Source organism: Geodermatophilus sp. SYSU D01045 (genome assembly GCF_054050295.1).
The window spans coordinates 81,431-103,699 of record NZ_JBJGZB010000012.1; the positions used below are offsets into that span (position 1 = coordinate 81,431).

General features: G+C 75.6%; 24 protein-coding genes. 10 read left to right on the forward strand and 14 right to left on the reverse strand.

Annotated elements, in window-relative coordinates; genetic code table 11:
* Nucleotides 1-43: 43 nt before the first annotated feature.
* Entirely contained in the window at nt 44-1,357 is a 1,314-nt protein-coding gene (locus tag ACI798_RS11805) for a sulfate adenylyltransferase subunit 1 (RefSeq protein WP_456941529.1), read from the reverse strand.
* Between the two features lie 90 nt (nt 1,358-1,447).
* On the opposite strand from ACI798_RS11805, the gene ACI798_RS11810 reads away from it, so the two are divergent.
* Entirely contained in the window at nt 1,448-1,675 is a 228-nt protein-coding gene (locus ACI798_RS11810; RefSeq protein WP_456941530.1) for a hypothetical protein, read from the forward strand.
* On the opposite strand, the gene cysD is transcribed toward ACI798_RS11810, so the two are convergent.
* The 6 genes from cysD to ACI798_RS11840 all read right to left on the reverse strand — a co-directional run bounded on the left by cysD (nt 1,629) and on the right by ACI798_RS11840 (nt 7,374).
* Complete coding sequence (gene cysD / locus ACI798_RS11815) at nt 1,629-2,537, reverse strand: sulfate adenylyltransferase subunit CysD (protein ID WP_456941531.1); 909 nt, start codon at nt 2,535-2,537, stop codon at nt 1,629-1,631. The genes ACI798_RS11810 and cysD overlap by 47 nt on opposite strands.
* 109 nt (nt 2,538-2,646) lie before the next feature.
* Entirely contained in the window at nt 2,647-3,378 is a 732-nt protein-coding gene (locus ACI798_RS11820; RefSeq protein ID WP_456941532.1) for an inositol monophosphatase family protein, read from the reverse strand.
* Nucleotides 3,375-4,088, reverse strand: a complete 714-nt coding sequence (locus ACI798_RS11825; RefSeq protein ID WP_456941533.1) for a PaaI family thioesterase — start codon at nt 4,086-4,088, stop codon at nt 3,375-3,377. The genes ACI798_RS11820 and ACI798_RS11825 overlap by 4 nt, the downstream gene beginning before the upstream one ends.
* On the reverse strand, nt 4,078-5,664 hold the full coding sequence (locus tag ACI798_RS11830) for a sensor histidine kinase (RefSeq protein ID WP_456941534.1): 1,587 nt from the start codon (nt 5,662-5,664) through the stop codon (nt 4,078-4,080). The genes ACI798_RS11825 and ACI798_RS11830 overlap by 11 nt, the downstream gene beginning before the upstream one ends.
* A 59-nt stretch (nt 5,665-5,723) precedes the next feature.
* Nucleotides 5,724-6,452, reverse strand: coding sequence for a response regulator transcription factor (locus tag ACI798_RS11835; RefSeq protein WP_456941535.1), 729 nt, complete (start codon nt 6,450-6,452; stop codon nt 5,724-5,726).
* 106 nt (nt 6,453-6,558) lie between these two features.
* Nucleotides 6,559-7,374, reverse strand: coding sequence for a siderophore-interacting protein (locus tag ACI798_RS11840; RefSeq protein WP_456941536.1), 816 nt, complete (start codon nt 7,372-7,374; stop codon nt 6,559-6,561).
* 310 nt (nt 7,375-7,684) lie between these two features.
* Between ACI798_RS11840 and ACI798_RS11845 the strand changes: the two genes are divergently transcribed.
* Nucleotides 7,685-7,894, forward strand: a complete 210-nt coding sequence (locus tag ACI798_RS11845) for a DUF2945 domain-containing protein (RefSeq protein ID WP_456941537.1) — start codon at nt 7,685-7,687, stop codon at nt 7,892-7,894.
* A 28-nt stretch (nt 7,895-7,922) separates the two neighbouring features.
* A complete protein-coding gene (locus ACI798_RS11850; RefSeq protein WP_456941634.1) occupies nt 7,923-8,345 on the forward strand; it encodes a DUF2795 domain-containing protein in 423 nt (140 codons plus the stop codon).
* 27 nt (nt 8,346-8,372) lie between these two features.
* Here ACI798_RS11850 and ACI798_RS11855 read toward each other — a convergent pair whose 3' ends face one another.
* Complete coding sequence (locus tag ACI798_RS11855; RefSeq protein ID WP_457047995.1) at nt 8,373-9,374, reverse strand: hypothetical protein; 1,002 nt, start codon at nt 9,372-9,374, stop codon at nt 8,373-8,375.
* Between the two features lie 198 nt (nt 9,375-9,572).
* On the opposite strand from ACI798_RS11855, the gene ACI798_RS11860 reads away from it, so the two are divergent.
* Nucleotides 9,573-11,666, forward strand: a complete 2,094-nt coding sequence (locus ACI798_RS11860) for an LCP family protein (RefSeq protein ID WP_457047996.1) — start codon at nt 9,573-9,575, stop codon at nt 11,664-11,666.
* Between the two features lie 219 nt (nt 11,667-11,885).
* Here ACI798_RS11860 and pstB read toward each other — a convergent pair whose 3' ends face one another.
* From pstB to ACI798_RS11890, 6 genes are all read right to left on the reverse strand, one after another.
* A complete protein-coding gene (pstB, locus tag ACI798_RS11865) occupies nt 11,886-12,665 on the reverse strand; it encodes a phosphate ABC transporter ATP-binding protein PstB (protein ID WP_456927567.1) in 780 nt (259 codons plus the stop codon).
* Between the two features lie 28 nt (nt 12,666-12,693).
* Entirely contained in the window at nt 12,694-13,773 is a 1,080-nt protein-coding gene (gene pstA, locus ACI798_RS11870; protein ID WP_456941540.1) for a phosphate ABC transporter permease PstA, read from the reverse strand.
* On the reverse strand, nt 13,773-14,726 hold the full coding sequence (gene pstC, locus ACI798_RS11875) for a phosphate ABC transporter permease subunit PstC (RefSeq protein ID WP_456941541.1): 954 nt from the start codon (nt 14,724-14,726) through the stop codon (nt 13,773-13,775). Before pstC ends, pstA begins: the two co-directional genes overlap by 1 nt.
* Before the next feature lie 102 nt (nt 14,727-14,828).
* On the reverse strand, nt 14,829-15,950 hold the full coding sequence (gene pstS, locus ACI798_RS11880) for a phosphate ABC transporter substrate-binding protein PstS (protein WP_456941542.1): 1,122 nt from the start codon (nt 15,948-15,950) through the stop codon (nt 14,829-14,831).
* A gap of 244 nt (nt 15,951-16,194) precedes the next feature.
* A complete protein-coding gene (gene mshD, locus ACI798_RS11885; RefSeq protein ID WP_456941635.1) occupies nt 16,195-17,133 on the reverse strand; it encodes a mycothiol synthase in 939 nt (312 codons plus the stop codon).
* Nucleotides 17,130-17,900, reverse strand: coding sequence for a winged helix-turn-helix transcriptional regulator (locus ACI798_RS11890; protein ID WP_456927571.1), 771 nt, complete (start codon nt 17,898-17,900; stop codon nt 17,130-17,132). The genes mshD and ACI798_RS11890 overlap by 4 nt, the downstream gene beginning before the upstream one ends.
* Before the next feature lie 99 nt (nt 17,901-17,999).
* Here ACI798_RS11890 and ACI798_RS11895 point away from each other — a divergent pair, with 99 nt between their 5' ends.
* The 6 genes from ACI798_RS11895 to ACI798_RS11920 all read left to right on the forward strand — a co-directional run bounded on the left by ACI798_RS11895 (nt 18,000) and on the right by ACI798_RS11920 (nt 22,268).
* Nucleotides 18,000-18,797 carry an alpha/beta hydrolase family protein gene (locus ACI798_RS11895; protein ID WP_457047997.1) on the forward strand — a complete coding sequence of 266 codons (798 nt, stop codon included), beginning with the start codon at nt 18,000-18,002 and terminating at the stop codon, nt 18,795-18,797.
* Nucleotides 18,794-19,627, forward strand: coding sequence for a hypothetical protein (locus ACI798_RS11900; protein WP_457047998.1), 834 nt, complete (start codon nt 18,794-18,796; stop codon nt 19,625-19,627). The genes ACI798_RS11895 and ACI798_RS11900 overlap by 4 nt, the downstream gene beginning before the upstream one ends.
* Before the next feature lie 14 nt (nt 19,628-19,641).
* Nucleotides 19,642-20,331 (forward strand): LmeA family phospholipid-binding protein, encoded by a 690-nt coding sequence (locus tag ACI798_RS11905; RefSeq protein WP_456941545.1) that lies wholly within the window; start codon nt 19,642-19,644, stop codon nt 20,329-20,331.
* 45 nt (nt 20,332-20,376) lie between these two features.
* A complete protein-coding gene (locus ACI798_RS11910) occupies nt 20,377-20,814 on the forward strand; it encodes a TlpA family protein disulfide reductase (protein WP_457047999.1) in 438 nt (145 codons plus the stop codon).
* A 147-nt stretch (nt 20,815-20,961) separates the two neighbouring features.
* On the forward strand, nt 20,962-21,399 hold the full coding sequence (locus ACI798_RS11915) for a DUF4395 domain-containing protein (protein WP_457048000.1): 438 nt from the start codon (nt 20,962-20,964) through the stop codon (nt 21,397-21,399).
* A 35-nt stretch (nt 21,400-21,434) separates the two neighbouring features.
* Nucleotides 21,435-22,268 (forward strand): sulfurtransferase, encoded by an 834-nt coding sequence (locus ACI798_RS11920; RefSeq protein WP_456941548.1) that lies wholly within the window; start codon nt 21,435-21,437, stop codon nt 22,266-22,268.
* The last annotated feature ends 1 nt before the right edge of the window (nt 22,269 follow it).

Consider the following 22,269-nt stretch of genomic DNA (forward strand, 5'->3'; position numbering starts at 1 on the left):
GTGGCCCCCTCGCAGGGGCCGGCAGCGAGCCTGCGGGGGGGCTTCAGCGGTGCGGCGGGAGCATCCCGGCGCCGACGGTGGCGTTGGTGGCCTCGTCGACGAGGATGAACCGGCCGGTGACCCGGTTGCTGTTGTAGTCGTCGACGAACAGCGGCTGCGTGGTGCGCAGCTTGACCCGGCCGATGTCGTTGAGGCCGAGCTCGGTGGCCTCGAGGTCGCGGTGCAGCGTGTTGACGTCGAGCCGGTAGGTCAGCTCCTTGACCATCGCGCGCACCGTGCGGGTGGTGTGCTTGACCGCCAGCCGCTGCCGCGGCCGCAGCGGCTCCTCGGCCATCCAGCACACCAGCGCGTCGAGGTCCTGGGTCACCTGCGGCACGTTGCCCGGCCGGCAGACCAGGTCGCCGCGGGAGACGTCGACGTCGTCGGCCAGGCGCACGGTCACCGACATGGGCGGGAACGCCTCGGCGACCGGGCCGCGCGGGCCGTCGATGCCCGCGATCGTGGTGGTCAGGCCGCTGGGCAGCACCTGCACCTCGTCGCCGGGGCGGAGCACGCCGCTGGCCACGGTGCCGGCGTAGCCGCGGTAGTCGTGGTGGGCGTCGGACTGCGGCCGGATCACGTACTGGACCGGGAAGCGGGTGTCGACGAGGTTGCGGTCGCCGGCCACGTGCACGTGCTCGAGGTGGTGCAGCAGCGACGGCCCGCCGTACCAGGGCGTGTTCTCCGACCGGGTCACCACGTTGTCGCCGTGCAGCGCCGAGATCGGGACGACGGTCAGGTCGTGGATCGACAGCTTCGTCGCGAACGCGGTGAACTCGTCGCGGATGCGCTCGTAGACGTCCTCGGACCAGTCGACGAGGTCCATCTTGTTGACCGCGACGACCAGGTGCGGCACCCGCAGCAGCGAGGCGAGGAAGGCGTGCCGGCGGCTCTGCTCGACCAGGCCCTTGCGGGCGTCGACCAGCACGATCGCCAGGTCCGCCGTCGAGGCGCCGGTGACCATGTTCCGCGTGTACTGCACGTGGCCGGGGGTGTCGGCCAGGATGAACGTCCGCCGGGGGGTGCTGAAGTACCGGTAGGCGACGTCGATGGTGATGCCCTGCTCGCGCTCGGCGCGCAGGCCGTCGGTGAGCAGCGCGAGGTCGACGTAGTCGCCCTTGCTGGCCCGCTCGATCGCCGCGTACTGGTCCTCGAACACGGCCTTGCTGTCGTAGAGCAGCCGGCCGATCAGCGTGCTCTTGCCGTCGTCGACCGAGCCGGCGGTGGCGATGCGGAGGATGTCCTTGCGCGCCGTCGCGATCTCGGCCGCCTGCTCGGCGGCGGGGGAGTGGACGTCGACCGGGGACTGCTCGGGCATGGCCCCCATCGTCCCAGCCACGGCACGGGGGCCCGCGATCGGGGACGCTGGTGTGAGCGGGACCACCCGGGCCCGCGGGGAGGGGCGGCCGTGGGCGGCTTCGTGTTCCTCGTCCCGGTGCTGCTGGTCGTCGTCGCGGGGTACGCGCTCGGCTACGTCGTCGCGGAGGCGCTCGGCGTCGCGCAGCCGGAGGCGGTGGGGTGGCCGGCGGGCCTGCTGCTGCTCGCCGTCACGGTCGTCGTCCTGCTCCGCCACCGCCGCCGGCGCCGGGCTAGAAGTAGCCCTCCTTCTTCCGGTCCTCCATCGCCGCGTCGCTGACCTTGTCGTCGCCGCGGGTGGCGCCGCGCTCGGTCATCCGGGTCACCGCGACCTCGGCGATGACCTCCTCCACCGTGCGCGCCTCCGAGCGCACCGCCGCGGTCAGGTTGGCGTCGCCGACGGTCCGGTAGCGCACCGTCTCGCGGAACACCCGCTCGCCCTCGCGCGGGCGGACGAACTCGTTGACCGCGTAGAGCATCCCCTGCCGCTCGACGACCTCCCGCTCCTGCGCCAGGTACAGCGGCGGGATCTCGATGTCCTCCCGGGCGACGTACTGCCAGATGTCGAGCTCGGTCCAGTTCGACAGCGGGAACACCCGGATCGACTCGCCCAGGTGGATGCGGCCGTTGAAGAGGTCCCACAGCTCCGGCCGCTGGTTCTTCGGGTCCCACTGGCCGAACTCGTCGCGGAAGGAGAACACCCGCTCCTTGGCCCGCGCCTTGTCCTCGTCGCGCCGGGCACCGCCGAACAGCGCGGTGAAGCCGTGCTCCTCCACCGCCTCGAGCAGCACCGGCGTCTGGATCCGGTTGCGCGAGCCGTTGGGCTCCTCGCGGACCAGGCCGCGGGCCATCGCGTCGGGCACCGAGGCCACGACGAGTTCCACGCCCAGCTCGGCCACCCGCTTGTCCCGGAACTCGAGGACGTCGGGGAAGTTCAGGCCGGTGTCCACGTGCATCACGGGGAACGGGATCCGCGCCGGCGCGAACGCCTTGCGGGCCAGCTCCAGCATGACGATGGAGTCCTTGCCGCCGGAGAACAGCAGCACCGGCCGCTCGAGCTCCGCGGCGACCTCGCGGATCACGTGGACGGACTCCGCCTCGAGCGTCTCCAGCTGGGTCAGGCGGTAGTCGGGTGTGGTCACGTGCGCGGACTCCGGGATCGACGACGACGGCCTCGGACCAGCACCAACCGCACCGGCCCAGGGGGGATTCCCGTACCCAGTGTCCGCCATCGGGTCGGCGGGCCCGCGCTCACCCCGGGCGGACGGCGGCGAGCAGGTCCGCGGCCAGCTCGGGGCGGCACACCAGCAGGTCGGGCAGCGAGGGGTCGGGCTCGTTGTAGCGCAGCGGCGACCCGTCCAGCCGGACCGCGGTCAGCCCCGCGGCCAGCGCGACGGCGACCGGCGCCGCCGAGTCCCACTGGTACATCCCGCCGGCGTGCACGTAGGCGTCGACCTCGCCGCGGACCACCGCGGTCACCTTGAACCCGGCCGACCCCAGCGGCACGAGCTCGCCGCCGACCGCCACCGCGGCCGCGTCGGCCTGCGCCGGCGGCCGGGTCCGGCTCACCGCGATCCGCGGCGCGCGGGCCACCGGCGGCGGCAGCGCCGGCGCCGGGTCGGTCACCAGCACCTCCCCGACGGCGGGCAGCGCGACGGCGCCGGCGGCCAGCGTCCCGCGGACCCACAGCGCCACGTGGACGGCGAAGTCGGACCGTTCCGTCTCGCCGTACTCCCGGGTGCCGTCGAGCGGGTCGACGATCCACACCCGGCCGGCCTCCAGCCGGCTGCGGTCGTCGGCCGCCTCCTCGCTGAAGACGACGTCGTCGGGGCGCTCGGCGGCGAGGACGGCGGTGATCGCCTCCTGGGCCGCGGCGTCGCCGGCGTCGCCGAGGGCACGCCCGGTCAGCCCCCCGACGCGCAGCCCGGTCAGCACGTCCGCGGCCGCCCGCGCGGCGGCCGCGGCGACCTCGACGTCCCTCACTCCGCGCGTCCCGGGGCGGTGGCGTCGGTGGGGCGCGAGGGCGGGGCGTGCCGGCCGGAGGCGTCGGTGACCCGCGCGAAGTACTCGGCCCGCAGGTCCTCCCGCGGCAGCACGAACACCGCCCGCGCCTCGACCAGCGGCCGGTCCGGCGCCCCGGCGAGCGCGATCGTGCCGGTGACGACCGACTTGCGGCCGCCGGCCTCGGTCACCCGGCCGCGGCAGACGACCGGGGTGTCCAGCGGCACCGGCCGCCGGTAGTCCAGCTCGAGCCGGGCGGTCATGCCCCACAGCCCGGCGCGGATCGTCGCCGCGCCCAGCACCTGGTCCATCACCAGGCTGCTCATCCCGCCGTGCAGGAAGCCGGGCGGCCCCTCGTAGGCCAGGCCGAAGGACACCTCCCCGACGACGCCGCCGGGCTCCTCGCGCAGCCGCAGCGGCGGGGCGAAGGCGCTGCCGACCCCGGCCACCGGGTTGTAGACGCGCCGGAACCGCACCGGGTCGTCCAGCGCCGGCAGCTGCCCCGGCGGGCGGACCGCGGCGGTGAGCCGGCCGGTGGCGGTCCGCACCACCGCGGCGACCTCCTGCAGGTCCGCGGCGGGGACGGCGGTGCGCACCGAGGCGTCGACCAGGCCGCGCAGGGCGTCGCCCAGGTCGGCGACCGCGGCCATCAGCGCGGCGTCGTGGGGGGCTCCTCCGCTGTCAGTGCTCACCGGCGGACGGTAGCCCCGCGGGCTCGGCGGGCTGCCCGGGGGGACCATCGGGCGCGGGCCCGGGCGCCGCGCCGGGAGCGCCGCCCGGGACGCCGGGCAGCTCGGGGCCGGAGCGGGGGAGCCGGACGGTGAAGGCCGCGCCCCGGCCGGGCGCGGTGTCCAGGGAGACGTCCCCGCCGTGCGCGGCGACCAGCGCTGCCACGATCGACAGGCCCAGCCCGGTGCCGCCGGCCACGCGGCTGCGCGAGGCGTCCGCCCGGTAGAAGCGCTCGAACACCCGGGCGGCGTCCTGGGGCGCCATGCCGGGGCCCTCGTCGGCCACCCGCAGCACCACCCGGTCCCCGCCGTCGCTGGTGTCCTCGCCGATCGAGACGGTCACCTGCGCGGTCTCCGGCGTGTGCACCAGCGCGTTGGTCACCAGGTTGCCCACCACCTGGCGCAGCCGCGCCTCGTCGCCGAGGACCACCGGCACCTCGGTGAGGGAGTCGTCCAGGTGCAGGCTGATCGGGCGGTCCGGCTGCAGGACCCGCGCGTCCTGGACGGCGTCGCCGGCGACCTCGGCCAGGTCGACCGGCGCGATGGACAGCGGCCGCTGCTGGTCCAGCCGGGCCAGCTGCAGCAGGTCCTCGACCAGCACGCCCATCCGGCCGCCCTCGCTCTCGATGCGCTGCATCAGCCGGGCGGTCTCCTCCGGGCTGGTGACGGCGCCCTGCCGGTAGAGCTCGGCGAACCCGCGGATGGAGGTCAGCGGCGTCCGCAGCTCGTGGCTGGCGTCGGCGACGAACCGGCGCATCCGCTCCTCGGACGCGCGGGCCTGCTCCTCGGAGGCCTTCTGTGCGCGGAACGCGCTCTCGATGCGGGCGAGCATGCCGTTGAGCGCCTGGGACAGCCGGCCGACCTCGGTGCGGCTGTCGCCCGGCGCCACCCGCTGCGACAGGTCGCCGGCGGCGATGGCCTGCGCGGTGCGCTCCACCTCGGCCAGGGGGCGCAGGCTGCTGCGCACCAGCCAGTACCCGGTCACGCCGAGGGCGACCAGCACCACCAGCCCGACGACGATCTCGATGGACACCAGCCGCGCGATCACCCGGTCGTCGCGGTCGAGGTCCCCGCCGACGACGAGCACCAGCCCGCCGCGCAGCTCCGCGGCCGTGACCCGCCAGGCCGTGTCGCCGTCGCCGGAGACCACCGTCTGCGCGAGCGGCCGGCCGGGGCCCGCCTCCGGGGGCGGGCCGCCGGGAGCCGCGGCGCGGGCCGCGATCGCGGCGGCGTCCTCGGCGTCGAGGGCGGGCAGGTCGTCCTCGTCGTCCGGGCCGGAGAGCACCACCGGCTCCTCGTCCCCGGGGATCACGCAGGCCACGTAGTTGTCGGGGGCCAGGTAGCGCTGGCGGCTGCCGAACAGGCAGTCGGTGAGGTAGTCCTGGGAGCCGGCCGTGTCGCGCAGCGTGCTCACCAGCTGCTGGTCCAGCTGGGCCACCAGGTAGCGCTTGAGCAGCGACGTCGCGGCCACCCCGGTGGCGACCAGCGCGAGGGTCACCAGGACCAGCAGCACCGCGACGAGCGTGATCCGCAGCGGCACCCGCGGGAGGCGGGGGCCGCTGCGGAGCGCCGCTCCGGGAGCAGGACCGGGGGGAGTGCTCACGCGCCGCGGGGCAGGCGCAGGGTGTAGCCCACCCCGCGGATGGTGTGCAGCAGGCGCGGCTCGGTGGTGTCCACCTTGCGCCGCAGGTAGGAGATGTAGGACTCGACGACGTTGGCCTCGCCGTTGAAGTCGTAGTTCCACACGTGGTCCAGGATCTGCGCCTTCGACAGCACCCGCCCGGCGTTGGCCATGAGGTAGCGCAGCAGCTTGAACTCGGTGGGGGACAGGCTCACCACCTGGCCGGCCTTGACCACCTCGTGCGACTCCTCGTCGAGCTCGATGTCGGCGAAGGTGAGCCGGCTGGTCGCGGCGGCCCGCTGCTGGCCGGCGCTGCGGCGCAGCACCGCCCGGATGCGCGCGAGCACCTCGTCGAGGCTGAACGGCTTGGTCACGTAGTCGTCGCCGCCGAGGGTCAGCCCGGAGACCTTGTCCTCGGCGGCGTCCCGCGCGGTGAGGAACAGCACCGGCGTGTGCCGGCCGCTCTCCCGCAGCCGGCGGACGACGCCGAAGCCGTCCAGGCCGGGCATCATCACGTCGAGCACCAGCAGGTCGGGGCGGAAGGTGGAGGCCACGGCCAGCGCCTGCTGGCCGTCGGACGCCGTCGCCACCTCGAACCCGGCGTAGCGCAGGCTGGCCGAGAGCAGCTCGCGGATGTTCGGCTCGTCGTCGACCACCAGGAGGCGGGCCTCCGGGGCGGCGGGTCGAGCGGTGCGGGCTCCCGTCACGACAACTCCCGTCGGACGCCTGGCTGCTGTCGTCATGCCCCGAGGCTCTGCCGCGGAACTGCAGTACCCCTGGACGCTACCTGTGAGTTCCCTGGGGGCGGCCCCGCTAGCCCGCGGGCGCCATCGCGCGGCCGCGCCGCCAGTAGCCGATCGCGTGGTGCTGGGCGCGGGTGAGTCCCCAGCGGCCGCGCAGGTCGGCGCGCACCGCCCGGACGGCGGCCGACTCGGCGGCCACCCACGCGAAGACGTCGTCACCGGCCGGGCGCTCGGTCGCGGCCACGGCGTCGGCGAGCAGGGTGCTCTCGCCCGGCGGCGTGCCGCCGCGGTGCAGCCAGCGCACCTCCACGCCGGCCGGCGCGGCCAGCGGCTGCTCCTCCTCCGACCCGGCGACCTCCAGCAGCGCCGTCCCGACGGTGTCCGGGCCGGCCGCGGCCAGGATGCGGCTGATCGCCGGCAGCGCCGTCTCGTCGCCGGCCAGCAGCAGCGTGCCGGCCGGGCGGTCGCCCAGCGGGCCGCTGCCGGCCACGCCCAGCAGGGCGCCGGGAGCCGCCGCGCCCGCCCAGGCGGCGGCCGGACCGTCGCCGTGCAGCACGAAGTCGACGTCCACCTCGCCACGGCCGGGGTCCTGGCGGCGGGCGGTGTAGCTGCGCAGGCTGACGCCGTGTGCCCCGGTCGGCCACACGATCCGGCCGTCCCGGGCGACCGCCGGCCACCGCGGCTCCCGGTCGCCCACGCGGGGCACCAGCAGGTTGACCGTGGGGCCGGCCGCGGCGACCGCGTCGGGCGTCCCCGAGAGCACGACCCGGCGCACCGACGGGGTCACGTCGGTGACGGAAGTGACGGTGAGGACGTCGACGGGGCGGGGGCTGCCCGGCAGGTGGTCCCCGTCAGCGGGAGCGGGCGGGCCGGCGGGATCGGTCACGCCGGCGAGCGTAGGGACCGGGCGGGGAACGGGGCCGACCCGGCCGACCCCGGGGGAATGGGGTCGACCGGGCCGGCGATCGAGGACGGCTCACCTCACCGAGCGTGACCGCTGCTCGACTCTCAGCAGGAGGTTCGCTCGACCGGTCTCCGTCACCGGACACGCTACGTGAGCGCGGTGGTCCTGCCACCGCACGAGCGGGTGACGCCGGCGCTCCGGAGGGTGATGTGCGTCGCTCCCGGTGCCGATGTGTGTGCGCTCCGGACGCCGGGCACGGGGGAAGGACGACCCGACGACACGGAGGTCCGAGATGGCCGACGACTTCACGAAGGGTGACCACGTCACCTGGAACAGCCACGGCAGCAAGGCCGAGGGGACCGTCACCCGGAAGATCACCGAGGAGACGGAGGCCGGCGGCCGGAAGGTGAAGGCCAGCTCGGACGACCCCCAGTACGAGGTCGAGAGCGACAAGAGCGGCAAGACGGCGGTGCACAAGCCCTCCGCGCTCGAGGAGAAGTAGCCACAGGAAGGAAGCGGTCGTGAGCGATATGGACGACGGGTTCGCTGGTGTGTCGTCGCGCAGCAACAAGCACAACCCGCGGGTCGACGAGGAGCTCGAGCACGAGATCCAGGGGATGCTGAAGGCCGAGCGGGCCACCCGGGCCGAGGAGTTCCGGGAGGTCGAGCCGGTCGCCGAGGGCGAGCCGGACATCGCCGCTGACCCCGCGGGCACCCTCGTCGGCGGCGTCCCCGTCGGGATGACCGAGGACGCCGTGGTCGCCCGTGCGGAGCTGGCGCGCTGGCTGGTGCGGGCCGACTTCCCCAATGACGGTCCCGGGCTGGTGGAGGCCGCACTGGACCACCGGGCGACCGACGCCGTCGTCGACGAGCTTCGCCGGCTGCCCGAGGGTCAGACCTACGAGCGCATCGGCGACGTCGCCCGCGCCCTGGGGTACCCGACCGAGACCTGACCGGCGGGACGTGCGGGACGAGGGGGCTCAGGAGCCGGTGCGCTCCTGGGCCCCCTCGCCGTTCTCGTCCTCGGCGATCTCGTCGCGGCCGCGCCGGCGGAACAGCTTGGAGCCGGGGAAGCCCTTCACCACCTCACGGATGTCCTGCATCGTGTCGACCAGGTCGTGGACGTCGCTGCCGACGTCGCCCAGCGACTCCAGCACCGGCAGCATCGTCTCGTCGAGGTGCGTGACGAGTTCCGGCAGCCGGTCGACCAGCCGGACCAGCGCCTCCACCTCGTGCGGGTCCAGCGTCTCGGCCAGCCGCCGCACCGACGGCGCCAGCCGCGTCAGCGGCTCCTCGTAGCCGGCCAGGAGCGGGTCGATCCGCCCGACCAGCCCCTCGGCGGCCACGACGGCGCCGTCCGCCCGCCCGAGCGTGCCCTCGGCGCGGTCGACCGCGCCCTCGGCCCGCCCGACGGCGCCCTGCGCCCGCTCGATGGTGGTGCCCACGGCCGCGATGGCGTCGTCGGCCCGCTGCTGGGTGCCGCCGACCGCCTCGATCGCGCGGTCGGCGCGGGCCTGCGTGCCCTCGACGGCGCCGATCGCGGCGTCGGCGCGGGACTGGGTCTGCTCGACGGCGCCGATCACGGCGTCCGCGCGGCGCTGGGTGCCCTCGACGGCGCCGATCGCGGCGTCGGCCTTCCGCTGCGTGCCGCCGACCGCGGTGATCGCGGCGTCGGCCTTCCGCTGCGTGCCGCCGACCGCGGTGATCGCGGCGTCGGCCGCCTGCAGCGTCGACCCCGCGCCGGCGACCAGCTCGTCGGCGCGCTGCCGGGTGGAGTCCAGGGCGGTCACCGCGCCGTCGGCCCGGCCGACCAGGCCCTCCGCGCGGTCCACGACGGCGTCGACGCGGTCCAGCAGCCCCTCGAGCCGCCCGACCGCCGCGGCCACCCGGGGCACGAGGGCGAGCGCCTCGGCGACGCCGTCACGCAGGCTCTCGACGGCGGAGAAGACGTCGGAGGGACCGGGGATCGAGGGCAGCCACACGCGCCGACGCTACGTCCGCGCGCCGGGCGCCGCCCGTCCGCCGACCGCCGCTCCCTCGTTCGTGGCCTGCGCAAACGCGACCCGCCCGGCGGGTCACGCCGCGTGCAACCGGTCGACGGCCGCTTCCGCCCGTATCGTTGAGTACTGGCGCGCGTGCGGTGTGCGACGGCACGGGCCACGACGATGGGATCGACAGCGGTGCGGGACGAGCGGGGGGACGACCGGGCCGCGGGCGGTGACGCGCCGGGGCCGGTGACCGTCGAGCAGTTGCTCGCCCGCCAGGGCGGGGCCACCGGCCGCCGCGCCGCGCGCCGCACCGGCGAGGTGCCCATCCCGCTCGAGCCCGGTGAGTCGCTGCCCCCGCACCGCGGGCCGAAGCCGCCCGTACCCGGAGCGGCCGCCGCGTCCTCAGCGGCCGCGCCCGAGGAGCCCCGTCGCGGGCTGCCCCCGGTCCCCGCCGCGCCGGCCGGCGTCCAGCACTCCCGTCCGGTCCCGCCGCTGCCCGGCACCCCGCCGAGGGGCGTCCAGCGCCCCGCCTCGGTGACGCCGCCGGCCGGCGTGCAGCACTCCCGCCCGGTCCCGCCGCTGCCGGGGACGCCGCCCGTGGGCGTCCACCACTCGGCGCCCGTCCCGCCGCTGCCCGGCACGCCGCCGGCCGGCGTCCAGTACTCCCGCCCGGTGCCGCCGCTGCCCGGCCGCCCCGCGCACCCGCCGATCCCCGGCCTCGACGGCCCGGCGGTGTCCGGTGCCGGGAGCACCCGCCGGCCCGCGGCCCCGCGCCCGCCGCGCAGCCCCGGCCGCCGCCGGCTGGTCCGCGCCGCCGTGGTCCTCGGCGTGCTGATCGGTCTCGTGGTCGGCTACCACGCCGGCCTCTACGCCTACGTCGACCGCAGCATCGCCCGCGTCGCCGCCCTCGCCCCCGAGGGGCCGGAGGTGATCGCCCCGCAGCTGCAGGACGGGTCGACCACCTACCTCGTGGTCGGCACCGACCTCCCCGGTACCGCCGGGCCGGCCTCGGTCACCACGCTGCTCGTGCACGTCGCCGCGGACGAGCAGCGCGCCGTCCTGGTCAGCGTCCCGCCGACGGCGTGGGTCGACACCCCCGCCTGCCGGACCGACGACGGCGCCGCCCGCGAGCCCGTCTCCGAGGCGTTCGCCGCGTCGCTGCTGGCCGGCGGGCCCGCGTGCATGGTCCGCGCGGTGCAGCAGCTGTCCGGGCTGCGCGTCGACCACTACCTCGCCGTCGACCTCGGCCGCCTCCCGGCGATGGTCGACGCCGTCGGCGGGGTCAGCGTCTGCCTGCCCACCGCCGGTCCCGCCGGCGCCGCCTCCGCCGCGCCGCTGCCGGCCGGCACGTCGGAGCTGACCGGGGCGCAGGTCGGCCGCTACCTGGCGCCCGGTGACGCCGGCTCCGACGTCACCGGGGTCGCCGCGGCCGAGCGCACGCAGCTGCTGCTGTCGGCCACGCTGCGCTCGGCGATGACCGTCGGGACGCTGACCGACACCTACGACCTCACCCGGTTCCTCACGCGGTCCGCCGACGCGCTCACCGTCGACGAGCAGACGACGCTCGGCGACCTCCGCACGCTGGCCTCGGCGCTGGGCGACCTCGAGGGCGACGCCGTCCAGCGGGCGAGCCTGCCGGTGGCGCAGGTCGGCTACGTGCCCACCGGCAGCGACCAGGCCTACGTGCTGCTCGACGGCGCGGCCACCCGCGCGCTGTTCGACGACGTCATCGAGGACAGCACCGTGCCCGCCGAGCTGGCCGCCCCGGTCGCCGCGGCGGCGACCGCTCCCGCGGACCCGGCCGCGGCGGCCGCCGGCACCCCGGCGGCCGACCCCGCCGCGGGGGCCACCGGTGCCGAGCAGCCCGCCGCGAGCCCGGCCGCCCAGCCGCTGACCGTGGCGCCGGCCGCCGTGACCGTCGACGTCCTCAACGGCACCGCCACCACCGGGCTGGCCTCGACCGTGGCGGACCTGCTGCGCCGGCAGGGCTTCGCCGTGGGCCAGGTCGGCAACGAGCGCGGCACGGTCAACCAGACCGTCGTCCGGCACGGCCCCGGGGTGGTCGAGCAGGCGCGCACCGTGGCCGCCGCCGTCCCCGGCGCGGTCCTGCAGCCCAGCGACGCCATCGGCGACACCGTGCAGCTGGTCCTCGGCCCCGGCTACACCGGCGTCGTCCCGGTGCAGGTGGCCCCCGCCCCGGCGCCCGCCGCGGTCGCCGCGCCGGCCCCGGAGACGTCCGCGGCGCCCGCCACGACGGCTGCCCCCGCCACGCCCGTCAGCTGCTGACCGGGGCGCCCCGCCGGGCGGGACCCCGGGCAGTCGCTCGTGCTCTGCCCCGTCCCACGGGGCAGAGCACGAGCGAGGGCCGAAGGAGTGGCCGTGGGCGGACTCGTGCTCTGTCCGCATCGGGGGCAGAGCAGGAGCGGGCGCAGGGCCGGATCCGGCTGCCGAACGGCCGCGGGCCCGGTCAGCAGCTGACCGGGCCCGTGGACGGAGCAGGGAGCGTCACCCGAAGCGGCCGGAGATGTAGTCCTCGGTCGCCTTCTGGTCGGGGTTGCTGAAGATCTTCTCGGTCGGGTTGAACTCGATCAGCCGGCCGGGCTGACCCACGCCGTTGAGGTTGAAGAAGCCGGTGGACTGGCTCACCCGCGCCGCCTGCTGCATGTTGTGCGTGACGATCACGATGGTGAACCGCTCCTTGAGCTCGGTCATCAGGTCCTCGATGGCCAGCGTGGAGATCGGGTCCAGGGCGGAGCAGGGCTCGTCCATGAGCAGCACGTCGGGCTCGACGGCGATCGCCCGGGCGATGCACAGCCGCTGCTGCTGACCGCCCGACAGGCCCGATCCGGGACGGCCCAGCCGGTCCTTGACCTCGTCCCACAGGTTGGCGCCGCGCAGCGAGCGCTCGACCAGCTCGTCGGTCTCGGACTTCTTCATCCGCTTGTTGTTGAGCCGGTTGCCGGCGATGACGTTGTCGTAGATCGACATCGTCGGGAACGGGTTGGGCCGCTGGAAGACCATGCCGATCTGCCGGCGGACGTCGACCGGGTCGGTGTCGGCGCCGTAGAGGTCCTGGCCGTCCATGACGACCTTGCCCTCGACGCGGGCGCCGGGGATGACCTCGTGCATGCGGTTGAGCGAGCGCAGGAAGGTCGACTTCCCGCAGCCCGACGGCCCGATCAGCGCGGTGATGCTGCGCGGCTCGATGGAGACGTTCACGCCCTCCACGGCGAGGAAGTTGCCGTAGTAGATGTTGAGGTCGGAGACCTCGATGCGCTTGGCCACGGGGGGATCCTCCGGGTCGGGGGGTCGGTCAGCGACCGGTCTTGGGGGCGAAGAAACGGCTGATCAGGCGGGCCACGACGTTGAGGACCATCACCAGGATGATGAGGACGAGTGCCGCCGTCCAGGCCCGGTCGAGGAACGCCTGGGTGTCGGTACCCGGCTGCGTGAGCTGGTAGTAGGCGAACACCGGGAGCGTCGCCATCCGCCCGTCGAACGGGTTCAGGTTGGTGCCGGTGATCAGGCCGACGGTGATGAGCAGCGGCGCGGTCTCGCCCACGACGCGGGCCACGGCGAGGGTGATGCCGGTGCCGAGGCCGGCGACGGCGGTCGGCAGGACGACCTTCATGATCGTCCGCCACTTGGGCACGCCCAGGGCGTAGCTGGCCTCGCGCAGCTCGTTGGGGACGAGCTTGAGGACCTCCTCGCAGGAGCGGACGACGACCGGGATCATGAGCACCGAGAGGGCCGCGGACCCCATGAGGCCGAGCCGGACGTCGTTGCCGAACAGCAGCGTGAACAGGGCGAAGGCGAACAGGCCGGCGACGATCGACGGGATGCCGGTCATGACGTCGACGAAGAAGGTGATCGCCCGCTTCAACCGGCCGGTGCCGTACTCGACGAGGTAGATGGCGGTCAGCAGGCCGATCGGCACCGAGATCACCGCGGTGATGGCGGTGATGATCAGCGTGCCGAGGATGGCGTGGTAGGCGCCGCCGCCCTCACCCACGACCCGGTACATCGAGTTGGTGAAGAACATGGCGTCGAAGCGGGCCAGGCCCTTCTCGAGCACCGTGTAGACCAGCGACACCAGCGGGATCATCGCGATCGCGAAGGCCGTGGTCACCAGCGAGGTGACCAGCCGGTCGCTGGCCTTGCGCCGTCCCTCGACCACCCGGGACCCGACGTACACCGCCAGCGTGCCCAGGACCGCACCGTAGATCACCGTCAAGGCGATGCTGAACCCGGTGAGCGCCGACAGGAGCGCCCCGACGGCGATGCCGGCCGCGTAGAGCCCGAGCGGGGCGAACCGGGGGAGGCGGGAGCGGCGCGGGACCGGGCCGGACGGGTCCGGGGCGACCTGCAGCGTCGACTGCGTGGAGGTGCTCATCAGTTGGCTCCGGAGAAGTCGGCGCGCCGGTTGACGATCCAGCGGGCGAGCATGTTGACCGCGAGGGTGATGACGAACAGCACCAGGCCGCTGGCGATCAGGGTGTTGATCCCCAGGCCGGTGGCCTCGGGGAAGCTCAGGGCGATGTTGGACGCGATCGTCGAGGGGTTCGAGCTGCTGATCAGGTTGAGCGTGGCGCCGGCGCCGCCCGACAGCACGATGGCGACTGCCATGGTCTCGCCGAGCGCGCGGCCCAGCCCCAGCATCGCCCCGGCGATGACGCCGGACTTGCCGTAGGGCAGCACCGCCATCTTGATCATCTCCCAGCGCGTCGCGCCGAGGGCGAGCGCGGCCTCGCGGTGCAGGGCCGGGGCCTGGCTGAAGACCTCGCGGGAGATGGCCGAGATGATCGGCAGGATCATGACCGCGAGCACCAGGCCGACGGTGAACATCGTGCGGCCGCTGGCGGAGGCCGGGCCGGCGAAGATCGGGAGCCAGCCCAGGTCGTCGGCGGCCCACTGGTGGAACGGGACCAGGGCCGGCGCGAGGACCGCGAGCCCCCAGAAGCCGTAGACGACGCTGGGGATGGCCGCGAGCAGGTCGATCACGTAGCCGAGGCCGGCCGCGATCCGGCGGGGCGCGTAGTAGGTGACGAAGAGCGCGATGCCCACGGCGAGCGGCGTGGCCACGACCAGCGCGAGGACGGCGCCGAGCAGGGTCCCGACGATGAGCGGGGCGATGTAGGAGCCGAGGCCCTCGCCACCGGGGATGTCCGCCGCCGGCGCGGTGAGGGCGGGGATCGCCTCGCTGATGAGGAAGACGGCCACGCCGGCGAGCACCAGCAGGATGAAGATGCCGGAGCTCTTGGCGCTGCCGGCGAAGATGCGGTCCCCCGCCCGGCGCACGACGCGCTGCTGCGACGGGGGTGGGGTCGGGGCCTTCGTGGCGGTCACCGTTGCTCCGAGGTCGATCGGTGGTGCGGGGAGCCCGTCTCCGGGCGGGGCGGTGGCCCGGGGCGTCAGCGACGCCCCGGGCCACCGTTGATGGTGCTCCGGTCAGCCGGCGGTGATCGCGTCCACCGCGGTCTGGGCCTGCTCGCGCAGGGTGTCGGAGATCGGCGCGTTGCCGGCGTTGTCGGCCGCGGCCTGCTGGCCGTCCTCGCTGATCACGTAGGACATGAAGGCCTTGACGTTGTCGGCGGTCGCCTGGTCGTCGTACTGGACGCAGCCCACGTGGTAGCTGACCAGGACGACCGGGTACTCGCCGGTGCCCTCGGTCTGCCGGTTGAGCTCGATGGCGAAGTCGTACTGGCCGCGGCCCTCCACGGCCGGGGAGTTCTCGACGACGGCCGCGGCGGCCTCGGCCGACGGGGCGACGAACTCCTCGCCGACGGCGACGCTGGCGACACCCAGGTCACCGGCGCGGCTGGCGTCGGCGTAGGTGACGGCGCCGGCCGTGCTCTCGACGACGCCGATGACGCCGGAGGTGCCGCTGGCGGCCTCGCCACCGGGCAGCGGCCACACGCCGTCGGGCTCCGAGGTCCACACGTCACCGGCGGTCTGGAACAGGTAGTCGGTGAAGTTGTCCGTGGTGCCCGAGTCGTCGGCGCGGTGCACGGGGGTGATCGCCGTGTCGGGCAGCTGGGCGTCCGGGTTGGCCTCGGCGATCGCCGGGTCGTTCCAGGTGGTGATCTGGCCGGTGAAGATGCGGGCGATCACGTCGGGCGTGAGGTCGAGCGAGTCGACGCCCTCGAGGTTAAAGACGACCGCGATCGGCGAGATGTAGTTCGGCAGCTCGAAGACCTCGCCGCCGCCGCAGCGCTCCTGCGCGGCGGCCAGCTCCTCGTCGTCCAGCGCGGCGTCGGAGCCGGCGAAGTCGGCCCGGCCCTCGATGAACTGCTCGCGGCCCGCGCCGGAGCCGGCCGGGTCGTAGCTGAACTGGACGTCGGGGTACTCGCCCTCGAAGCCGGCCTGCCAGGCCTCCATGGCCGCCTGCTGGCTGCTGGCGCCGGCGCCGACGAGGTCGCCGCTGAGCTCGGCGGCGCTCGCGCCGCTGCCGCTGTCGCTGCCGCCCGAGGAGCTGTCCGACTCGTTGGCGGCCCCGCACGCGGCGAGCGTGAGGGTGCTGGCCAGCGCCGTGCTGAGGACGACGGCGCGCGACCGGGTGCTGAGCTTCAAGCCAGTGCCTTTCCGGAGGTGCCCGGACCTCGTTGCCGGGCAGGGGAGGACCAACGGAACGGGACGGTAGGCAGCGCAGGTGGCCGGTCCCGGGTCGCTCGATGAACGCCCGGTGAACGCCGGTGGAGCCTTTCCCGACCGGGTGAGGACGACGTCACGTCCGGCAGGTGAACCAGGGCGATTCGGGTGGCGGCGGACACGTCCGGTGCGGCACAAAGGGACGTTTGCGCCTCGTATCCCGGACTCAGGGGAGGCGCCGCCAGGAGACGTCGACGGCGTACCGCGTGAAGCCGGTGCGCCCGTAGAGCGTGACCGCCGCGGTGTTGTCCTCCTCGGTGTAGAGGAGCACCTCGTCCAGGCCGCGGGCGCGCAGGTGCGCCAGGCCGCGCCCGGTCAGCGCCCGGCCCAGCCCGAGCCCCTGGGCGTCGGGGTCGATGCCCAGCACGTACACCTCGCCGACGGCGTCCGGGCCGGCGTCACCGGGCGGGTGCACCTTCGTCCAGTGCGCGCCGAGCAGCGTGCCGCCGGCGTCGGGGTCGCCGCGCCAGGCGAGCAGGAAGCCGGCCGGGTCGAACCAGGGCTCGGCCTCGCGCAGCCGCAGGTCCTCCGGCGTCCAGGCGCCCTGCTCGGGGTGGGCGGCGAAGGCCCGCGCGTTGAGCCGCAGCCAGGCCGCCTCGTCCCGGCCGGGGCGGAAGGCGGCCACCGACACGTCCGGCGGCAGCGGGGCGGGCGCGTCCAGGTCGGCGTCGGTGAGCGGGCGGCGCATCTGCAGCAGCACCCGGGCCCGGGTGTAGCCGCGGGCGGCGGCCAGCGCGGTGGCGGCCGGCAGGTCGCCGTGCGCCCAGACCCGCAGCGGCCGGCCGGCGGCGAGCTCCTCGAGCCGGGTCAGCAGCGCGCCGCCCACCCCGCGCTCCCGGGCCGCGGGCGCGACGACGAGCTCGCCCTCGGCGTCCCCGCTGCCGTCGCCGAGCTCGAGCCGGGCGTAGCCGGTGAGCGCGCCGCCGTCGTCGGTGGCGACGACGTCCCGGCCGCCGGGCGGGCCGCCGTGCTGCAGCCGCAGCTCGGCCTCCTCCGACAGCGGCCGCACGCCGTCGGCCACCGCGGCCGCCCGCAGCAGCGCGAGGACGGCAGCGGTCCGCGCGGGGTCGAGCCCGGCGGAGTCGGAGACGGCGGCGGCGCTCAGAGCAGCGGGGCGGTGGTGGGGGAGGCGTCGGCCACCGTGTTCGCCGACCGCTCGGCCTCGGCGCGGGCGGCCGCGGCGGTCGCGTCGGCCACCTGCTGGTCGAGCTTGTAGCCGACGTTGCGGACGGTGCCGATCAGCGCCTCGTGCTCGGTGCCGAGCTTGGCGCGCAGCCGCCGCACGTGGACGTCGACGGTGCGGGTGCCGCCGAAGTAGTCGTAGCCCCAGATCTCCTGCAGCAGCTGCGCGCGGGAGAACACCCGGCCGGGGTGCTGGGCGAGGTACTTGAGGAGCTCGAACTCCTTGTAGGTGAGGTCGAGCGGGCGGCCGCGCAGCTTCGCCGAGTAGCTGTGCTCGTCGATGACCAGCTCGCCGGCCTGGGTGACGCCGCCGTCGGCGCCGTCGGCCGGGGTGGTCGCGGCGAGCCGGCGGGCGGTGGCCCACTTCAGCCGCGCGTCGACCTCGGCCGGGCCGGCGGTGTCGAGCAGGACGTCGTCGACGCCCCAGTCGGCCGAGAGCGCGACCAGCCCGCCCTCGGAGAGGACCGCGACCAGGGCGGAGGCCACCCCGGTCGAGGACAGCAGGCTGCACAGCGTGCGGGCCTGGATGAGGTCGTGGCGGGCGTCGACGAGCACGACGTCGCCGGAGTCGCCGTCGAGCAGGCTCGACAGCTCGGGGGCCACGACGCGGACCTGGTGGCCGAGCAGCCCCAGCGCGGGCAGCACCTCGGTCGTGGCCTGACGCGCCGCGGTCATGAGCACGAGTCGCATGTCGTCTCCTCGGGGAGGGCGTCGACGGCGCTGTCGAACCGAGACCGCAGGATAGCCGACGTGCGTCCCGTCCCCTCCGAGGTCGGCCGAGCGCGTCCGGTGACGGTCCCCACCGAGGACGGCGTGCGGCTCGAGGGTCTCGTCGTCCCGGCCTCCGGGCCGGTGACCGACCTGGCCTTCGTCGTGGCGCACGGGTTCACCAACTCCACCGCGTACCCGCCGTTCCGGCGGATGGCCGGCTGGCTGTCCCGGTTCGGCGAGGTGCGCGCCCTGGACTTCCGCGGGCACGGCCGCTCCGGCGGCGGCACGGGGGCCGGGGGCGACGACGAGCTGCGCGACGTCGACGCGGCGGTGGCCGCCGCGCGGGACGACGGCGCGGACGCGGTGGTCACCCTCGGGCTGTCGATGGGCGGGGGCGCGGTGCTGCGGCAGGCGGCGCTCGGCCGGCACCGGCCCGACGCGGTGGTCGCCGTCAGCGCGGTCAGCCGCTGGTACGTCCGCGACACCCCGCCCATGCGCCGCGTGCACTGGCTGCTGGAGACGACGCTCGGCCGGCGGGCCGGCGCGCGCCTGCTCGGCGTCCGCCTGGCGCCGCCGTGGGAGACCGTGCCCTCGTCGCCGCTGGAGGCGGTCTCCCGGATCGCCCCGACGCCGCTGCTGCTCGTGCACGGCGACCGCGACGCCTACTTCCCGCTCGAGCACGCCCGCGCGCTGGCGCGGGCGGCCGGCCCGACGGCGACCGCGTGGGTGGTCCCCGGCTTCGGACACGCCGAGAGCGCCCTCACCGCTCCGCTCGTCGAGCGCGTCGGGCGCTGGGCGTCTGCGACGATCGGGGGCGAGCGGGAGGTGCCGGCGCCGACGGGGTCGCCGGGCGGTCCCGGGCAGGAGGGGACGTGACCACGGCGCTGGACTCCCCGCCGGCCACCCGCGCGCGGCACGCCGCCGCGGCCGTCGTCACCGGCGCGGCCGTGGCCGCGGTGCTGCTCGCGCCGGACCTGCTCGGGGAGCGGGGGCGGCTGGTCGCCGTCCTCGTGCTGCAGGCCCTCCTGGTCGCGGGCTGGGTGCGCGCCACGGCGCCGGCCGGGGCCGCGGGCGTCGCGGTGGTCGGGGCCGGCGCCGCCGTCGGCGCCGACCTGGCCGTGGACCTGCTCGCCGGCGACGGGGACCGGCCCGGCCCGGGCCTGCTGCTCGCGGTCGCGGGGCCCGCGCTGATCGTCGCGGTGCTGCACCAGATGCTGCGCCGGCCGCCGCGCACCGACGTCGTCGGCTCGCTGGGCAGCGAGGCGGTGCTGGTGTCCGCCGTCTGCGCGCTGGCGCTCCTGCTGCTGCCCGACGTCGCCGGCGACGACGGCGACCGCGCCGCCTCGCCGCTGCTGGCCGCCGGCGCCGCCCTGGTCGTCGCGCACCTCGTCGACGCCGTGCTGCCCCGTCCCGCGGTGGCCGCCGGCGCCGACCGCGGCGTGCCGGCGCTGCTGCTCGCCGTGGTGACCGGGGTCGTCGTCACGCTGCTCGGGCGCGGCACCGGCGCGACCGCCGACGTCGTCGGCGCCGTCGCCGTCGGCCTGGTGCTCGGCCTGGTCGCCGGGCTGGCGGGGACCGCCGCCTCGTTCGCGGTGGGCGGCGGCGGGGAGCGGCGCCGCGGCGCCGCCGTCGCCGGGGTCGTGGTCGAGGCGGTGCTGCCGCTGGCCGTGTGCGCGCCGGTGCTGCTCGCCCTCGCCGCGGTCTGAGGCCGGTCGCACCCGTGCGCGCCCTGCTCGTCGTCCCCGCCCTGCTCGTCGTGCTCGCGCTGGTGGCCGACCCGGTCGCCGAGGGCGTCGCCGAGGACCGGGTCGCCGAGGCGCTGCGCGACGCCGGCGGGCTCGCCGGGACGCCCGACGTCGACGTCCGGGGCTGGCCGTTCCTCACCCAGGCGGTGTCGGGCACCTACGACGACGTCCGCATCTCGCTGACCGCCGCCGAGCTGGGGCAGCCGGAGGGGACCACCGCCGACGTCCGGCTGCGCGGGGCGCACGTGCCGCTGCCCGACGCGGTGTCGGGGTCGGTGCGCGAGGTGCCGGTGGACCGGGTCGACGGCACGGCGACGCTGTCCTACGCGCTGCTCGCCCAGCAGCTCGGCGGCGACACCACCGTGGCCCGCGAGGGCGACGGGCTGCGCGTCACCCGGACCGTGGAGGTGCTCGGGTACACCGTCCCGCTCACCGCCGCGGGCACGGTGTCGCTGGACGGCGAGGACCTCGTGGTCGACGTCGAGGAGGCCGACGCGGCCGGCGTCGACGTGCCCGGGTTCGTCGTCGACCGGGCGAGCGACCTGCTCGACCTCCGCTACCCGGTCGAGCTGCCGTTCGGGCTGCGGCTGACCGGCCTGCGCCCGGCCGACGCCGGCGTGGAGGTGACCGCCGAGGCCACCGACACGGTGCTGCGCGCGCCCTGAGCCGCCCCGGGAATGCGCACCGGACCGGTCGGGTTGGTGCGGGGGATGAGCGGGACCGGCCTCGTGGTGCTCGCCGTGGCGCTCGTGCTGACCGCCGCGGCGGCCTGGTGGCTGCGCACCCACGACGGCCGGCTCAGGACGGAGGAGGAGCCCGTGGACGGACCGACCGCGGTCCTCGAGGGGCTCGGCGTGCGGCCGGGCGAGGCGGACCTGACCGTCGTCCAGTTCTCCACCGCGTTCTGCGGGCCGTGCCGCACCACCCGCGCGCGGCTGCAGCACCTGCAGGCCACCCGGCCGGGCCTGGCCTACGTGCACGTCGACGCCGAGAGCTCCCTCGAGGCGGTCCGCGCGCTCGACGTCCGGCGCACCCCGACGCTGTTCTACCTGGACCGGGCCGGCCGGCTGCTGGGCCGCAGCAGCGGCGCGCCGCGCCCGGAGGAGCTCACCGCCCTGGTGGAGGCGCACACGGGGGCCCGGTCGTGATCGGCTACCCTGCCCGCGTGGGCACCCTGCTGACCTCGCGCCGCACAGTGGACCTGTGCCGCGTCGGCAGCTGCCTGTGTCGCGCCTCCTGAGGGCGGTCCCGCTCCGCCCAGACGTGCCCTGACCGCCGTCCGGAGAGCCTCGTCGATGTCCCTGAGTCCTGCCCGCACGGTCGACGTGCGCGGCCCGCGCTCCGCCGCGTGGGTCACCAGCGCCGTCCTGGCCGTCGTCCTGCTGACCGCGAGCGGGGAGCTGGCCGCCGTCCAGGCGGTCGTCTTCGCCGTGGGCGCCGCCGCCGGCCTGCGGTACGCGCCGTACGCGGTGCTGTTCCGCACCCTGGTCGCCCCCCGGCTGGGGCCGGCGCGGGAGCGCGAGCCCGAGGCGCCGGTGCGCTTCGCCCAGTTCGTCGGGTTCGTGTTCGCCGGCGTCGGCGCGGCGGGGTACCTGCTCGGTGCGCCGGTGCTCGGCGCCGTCGCCACCGGGTTCGCCCTCGTCGCGGCCCTGCTCAACGCGGCCACCGGCTTCTGCCTCGGCTGCGAGCTGTACCTGACCGTCCGGCGGGCCCGTCCCGCCCGCACCGCCTGACCGTCCGCACACCCACCACTGGGAGGAGATCCCCCATGAGCCGCAACGACGTGCTCGTCACCGCCGACTGGGCGCAGGAGAACATCGGCGCCCCCGGCATCGTCTTCGTCGAGGTCGACGAGGACACCAGCGCCTACGACAAGGGCCACATCGAGGGCGCGGTCAAGCTGGACTGGAAGAAGGACCTGCAGGACCCCCTGCGCCGCGACTTCGTCAGCAAGGACCAGTTCGAGGAGCTGCTGTCCGCCAAGGGCATCGGCAACGACGACACCGTCGTCCTCTACGGCGGCAACAACAACTGGTTCGCCGCCTACGCCTACTGGTACTTCAAGCTCTACGGCCACGACCAGGTCAAGCTCCTCGACGGCGGCCGCAAGAAGTGGGAGCTCGACAGCCGCCCGCTGTCCTCCGACGCCGTCGAGCGCCCGGCCACCCAGTACCGGGCCCAGGAGCCCGACACCTCCATCCGCGCCTTCCGCGACGAGGTCGTGGCCGCGATCGGCCAGCAGAACCTGGTCGACGTCCGGTCGCCCGACGAGTTCGCCGGCAAGCTGGTCGCCCCCGCCCACCTGCCGCAGGAGGGTGCGCAGCGTCCCGGCCACATCCCGACCGCGGTGAACGTGCCGTGGAGCAAGGCGGCCAACGAGGACGGCACCTTCAAGAGCGACGACGAGCTGCGCAAGCTCTACGCCGACGCCGGCCTGGACGAGTCCAAGGACACCATCGCCTACTGCCGGATCGGCGAGCGCTCGAGCCACACCTGGTTCGTGCTGCGCGAGCTGCTCGGCCAGCAGAACGTCAAGAACTACGACGGCTCGTGGACCGAGTACGGCTCGCTGGTCGGTGTCCCGATCGAGAAGGGGGCCTGAG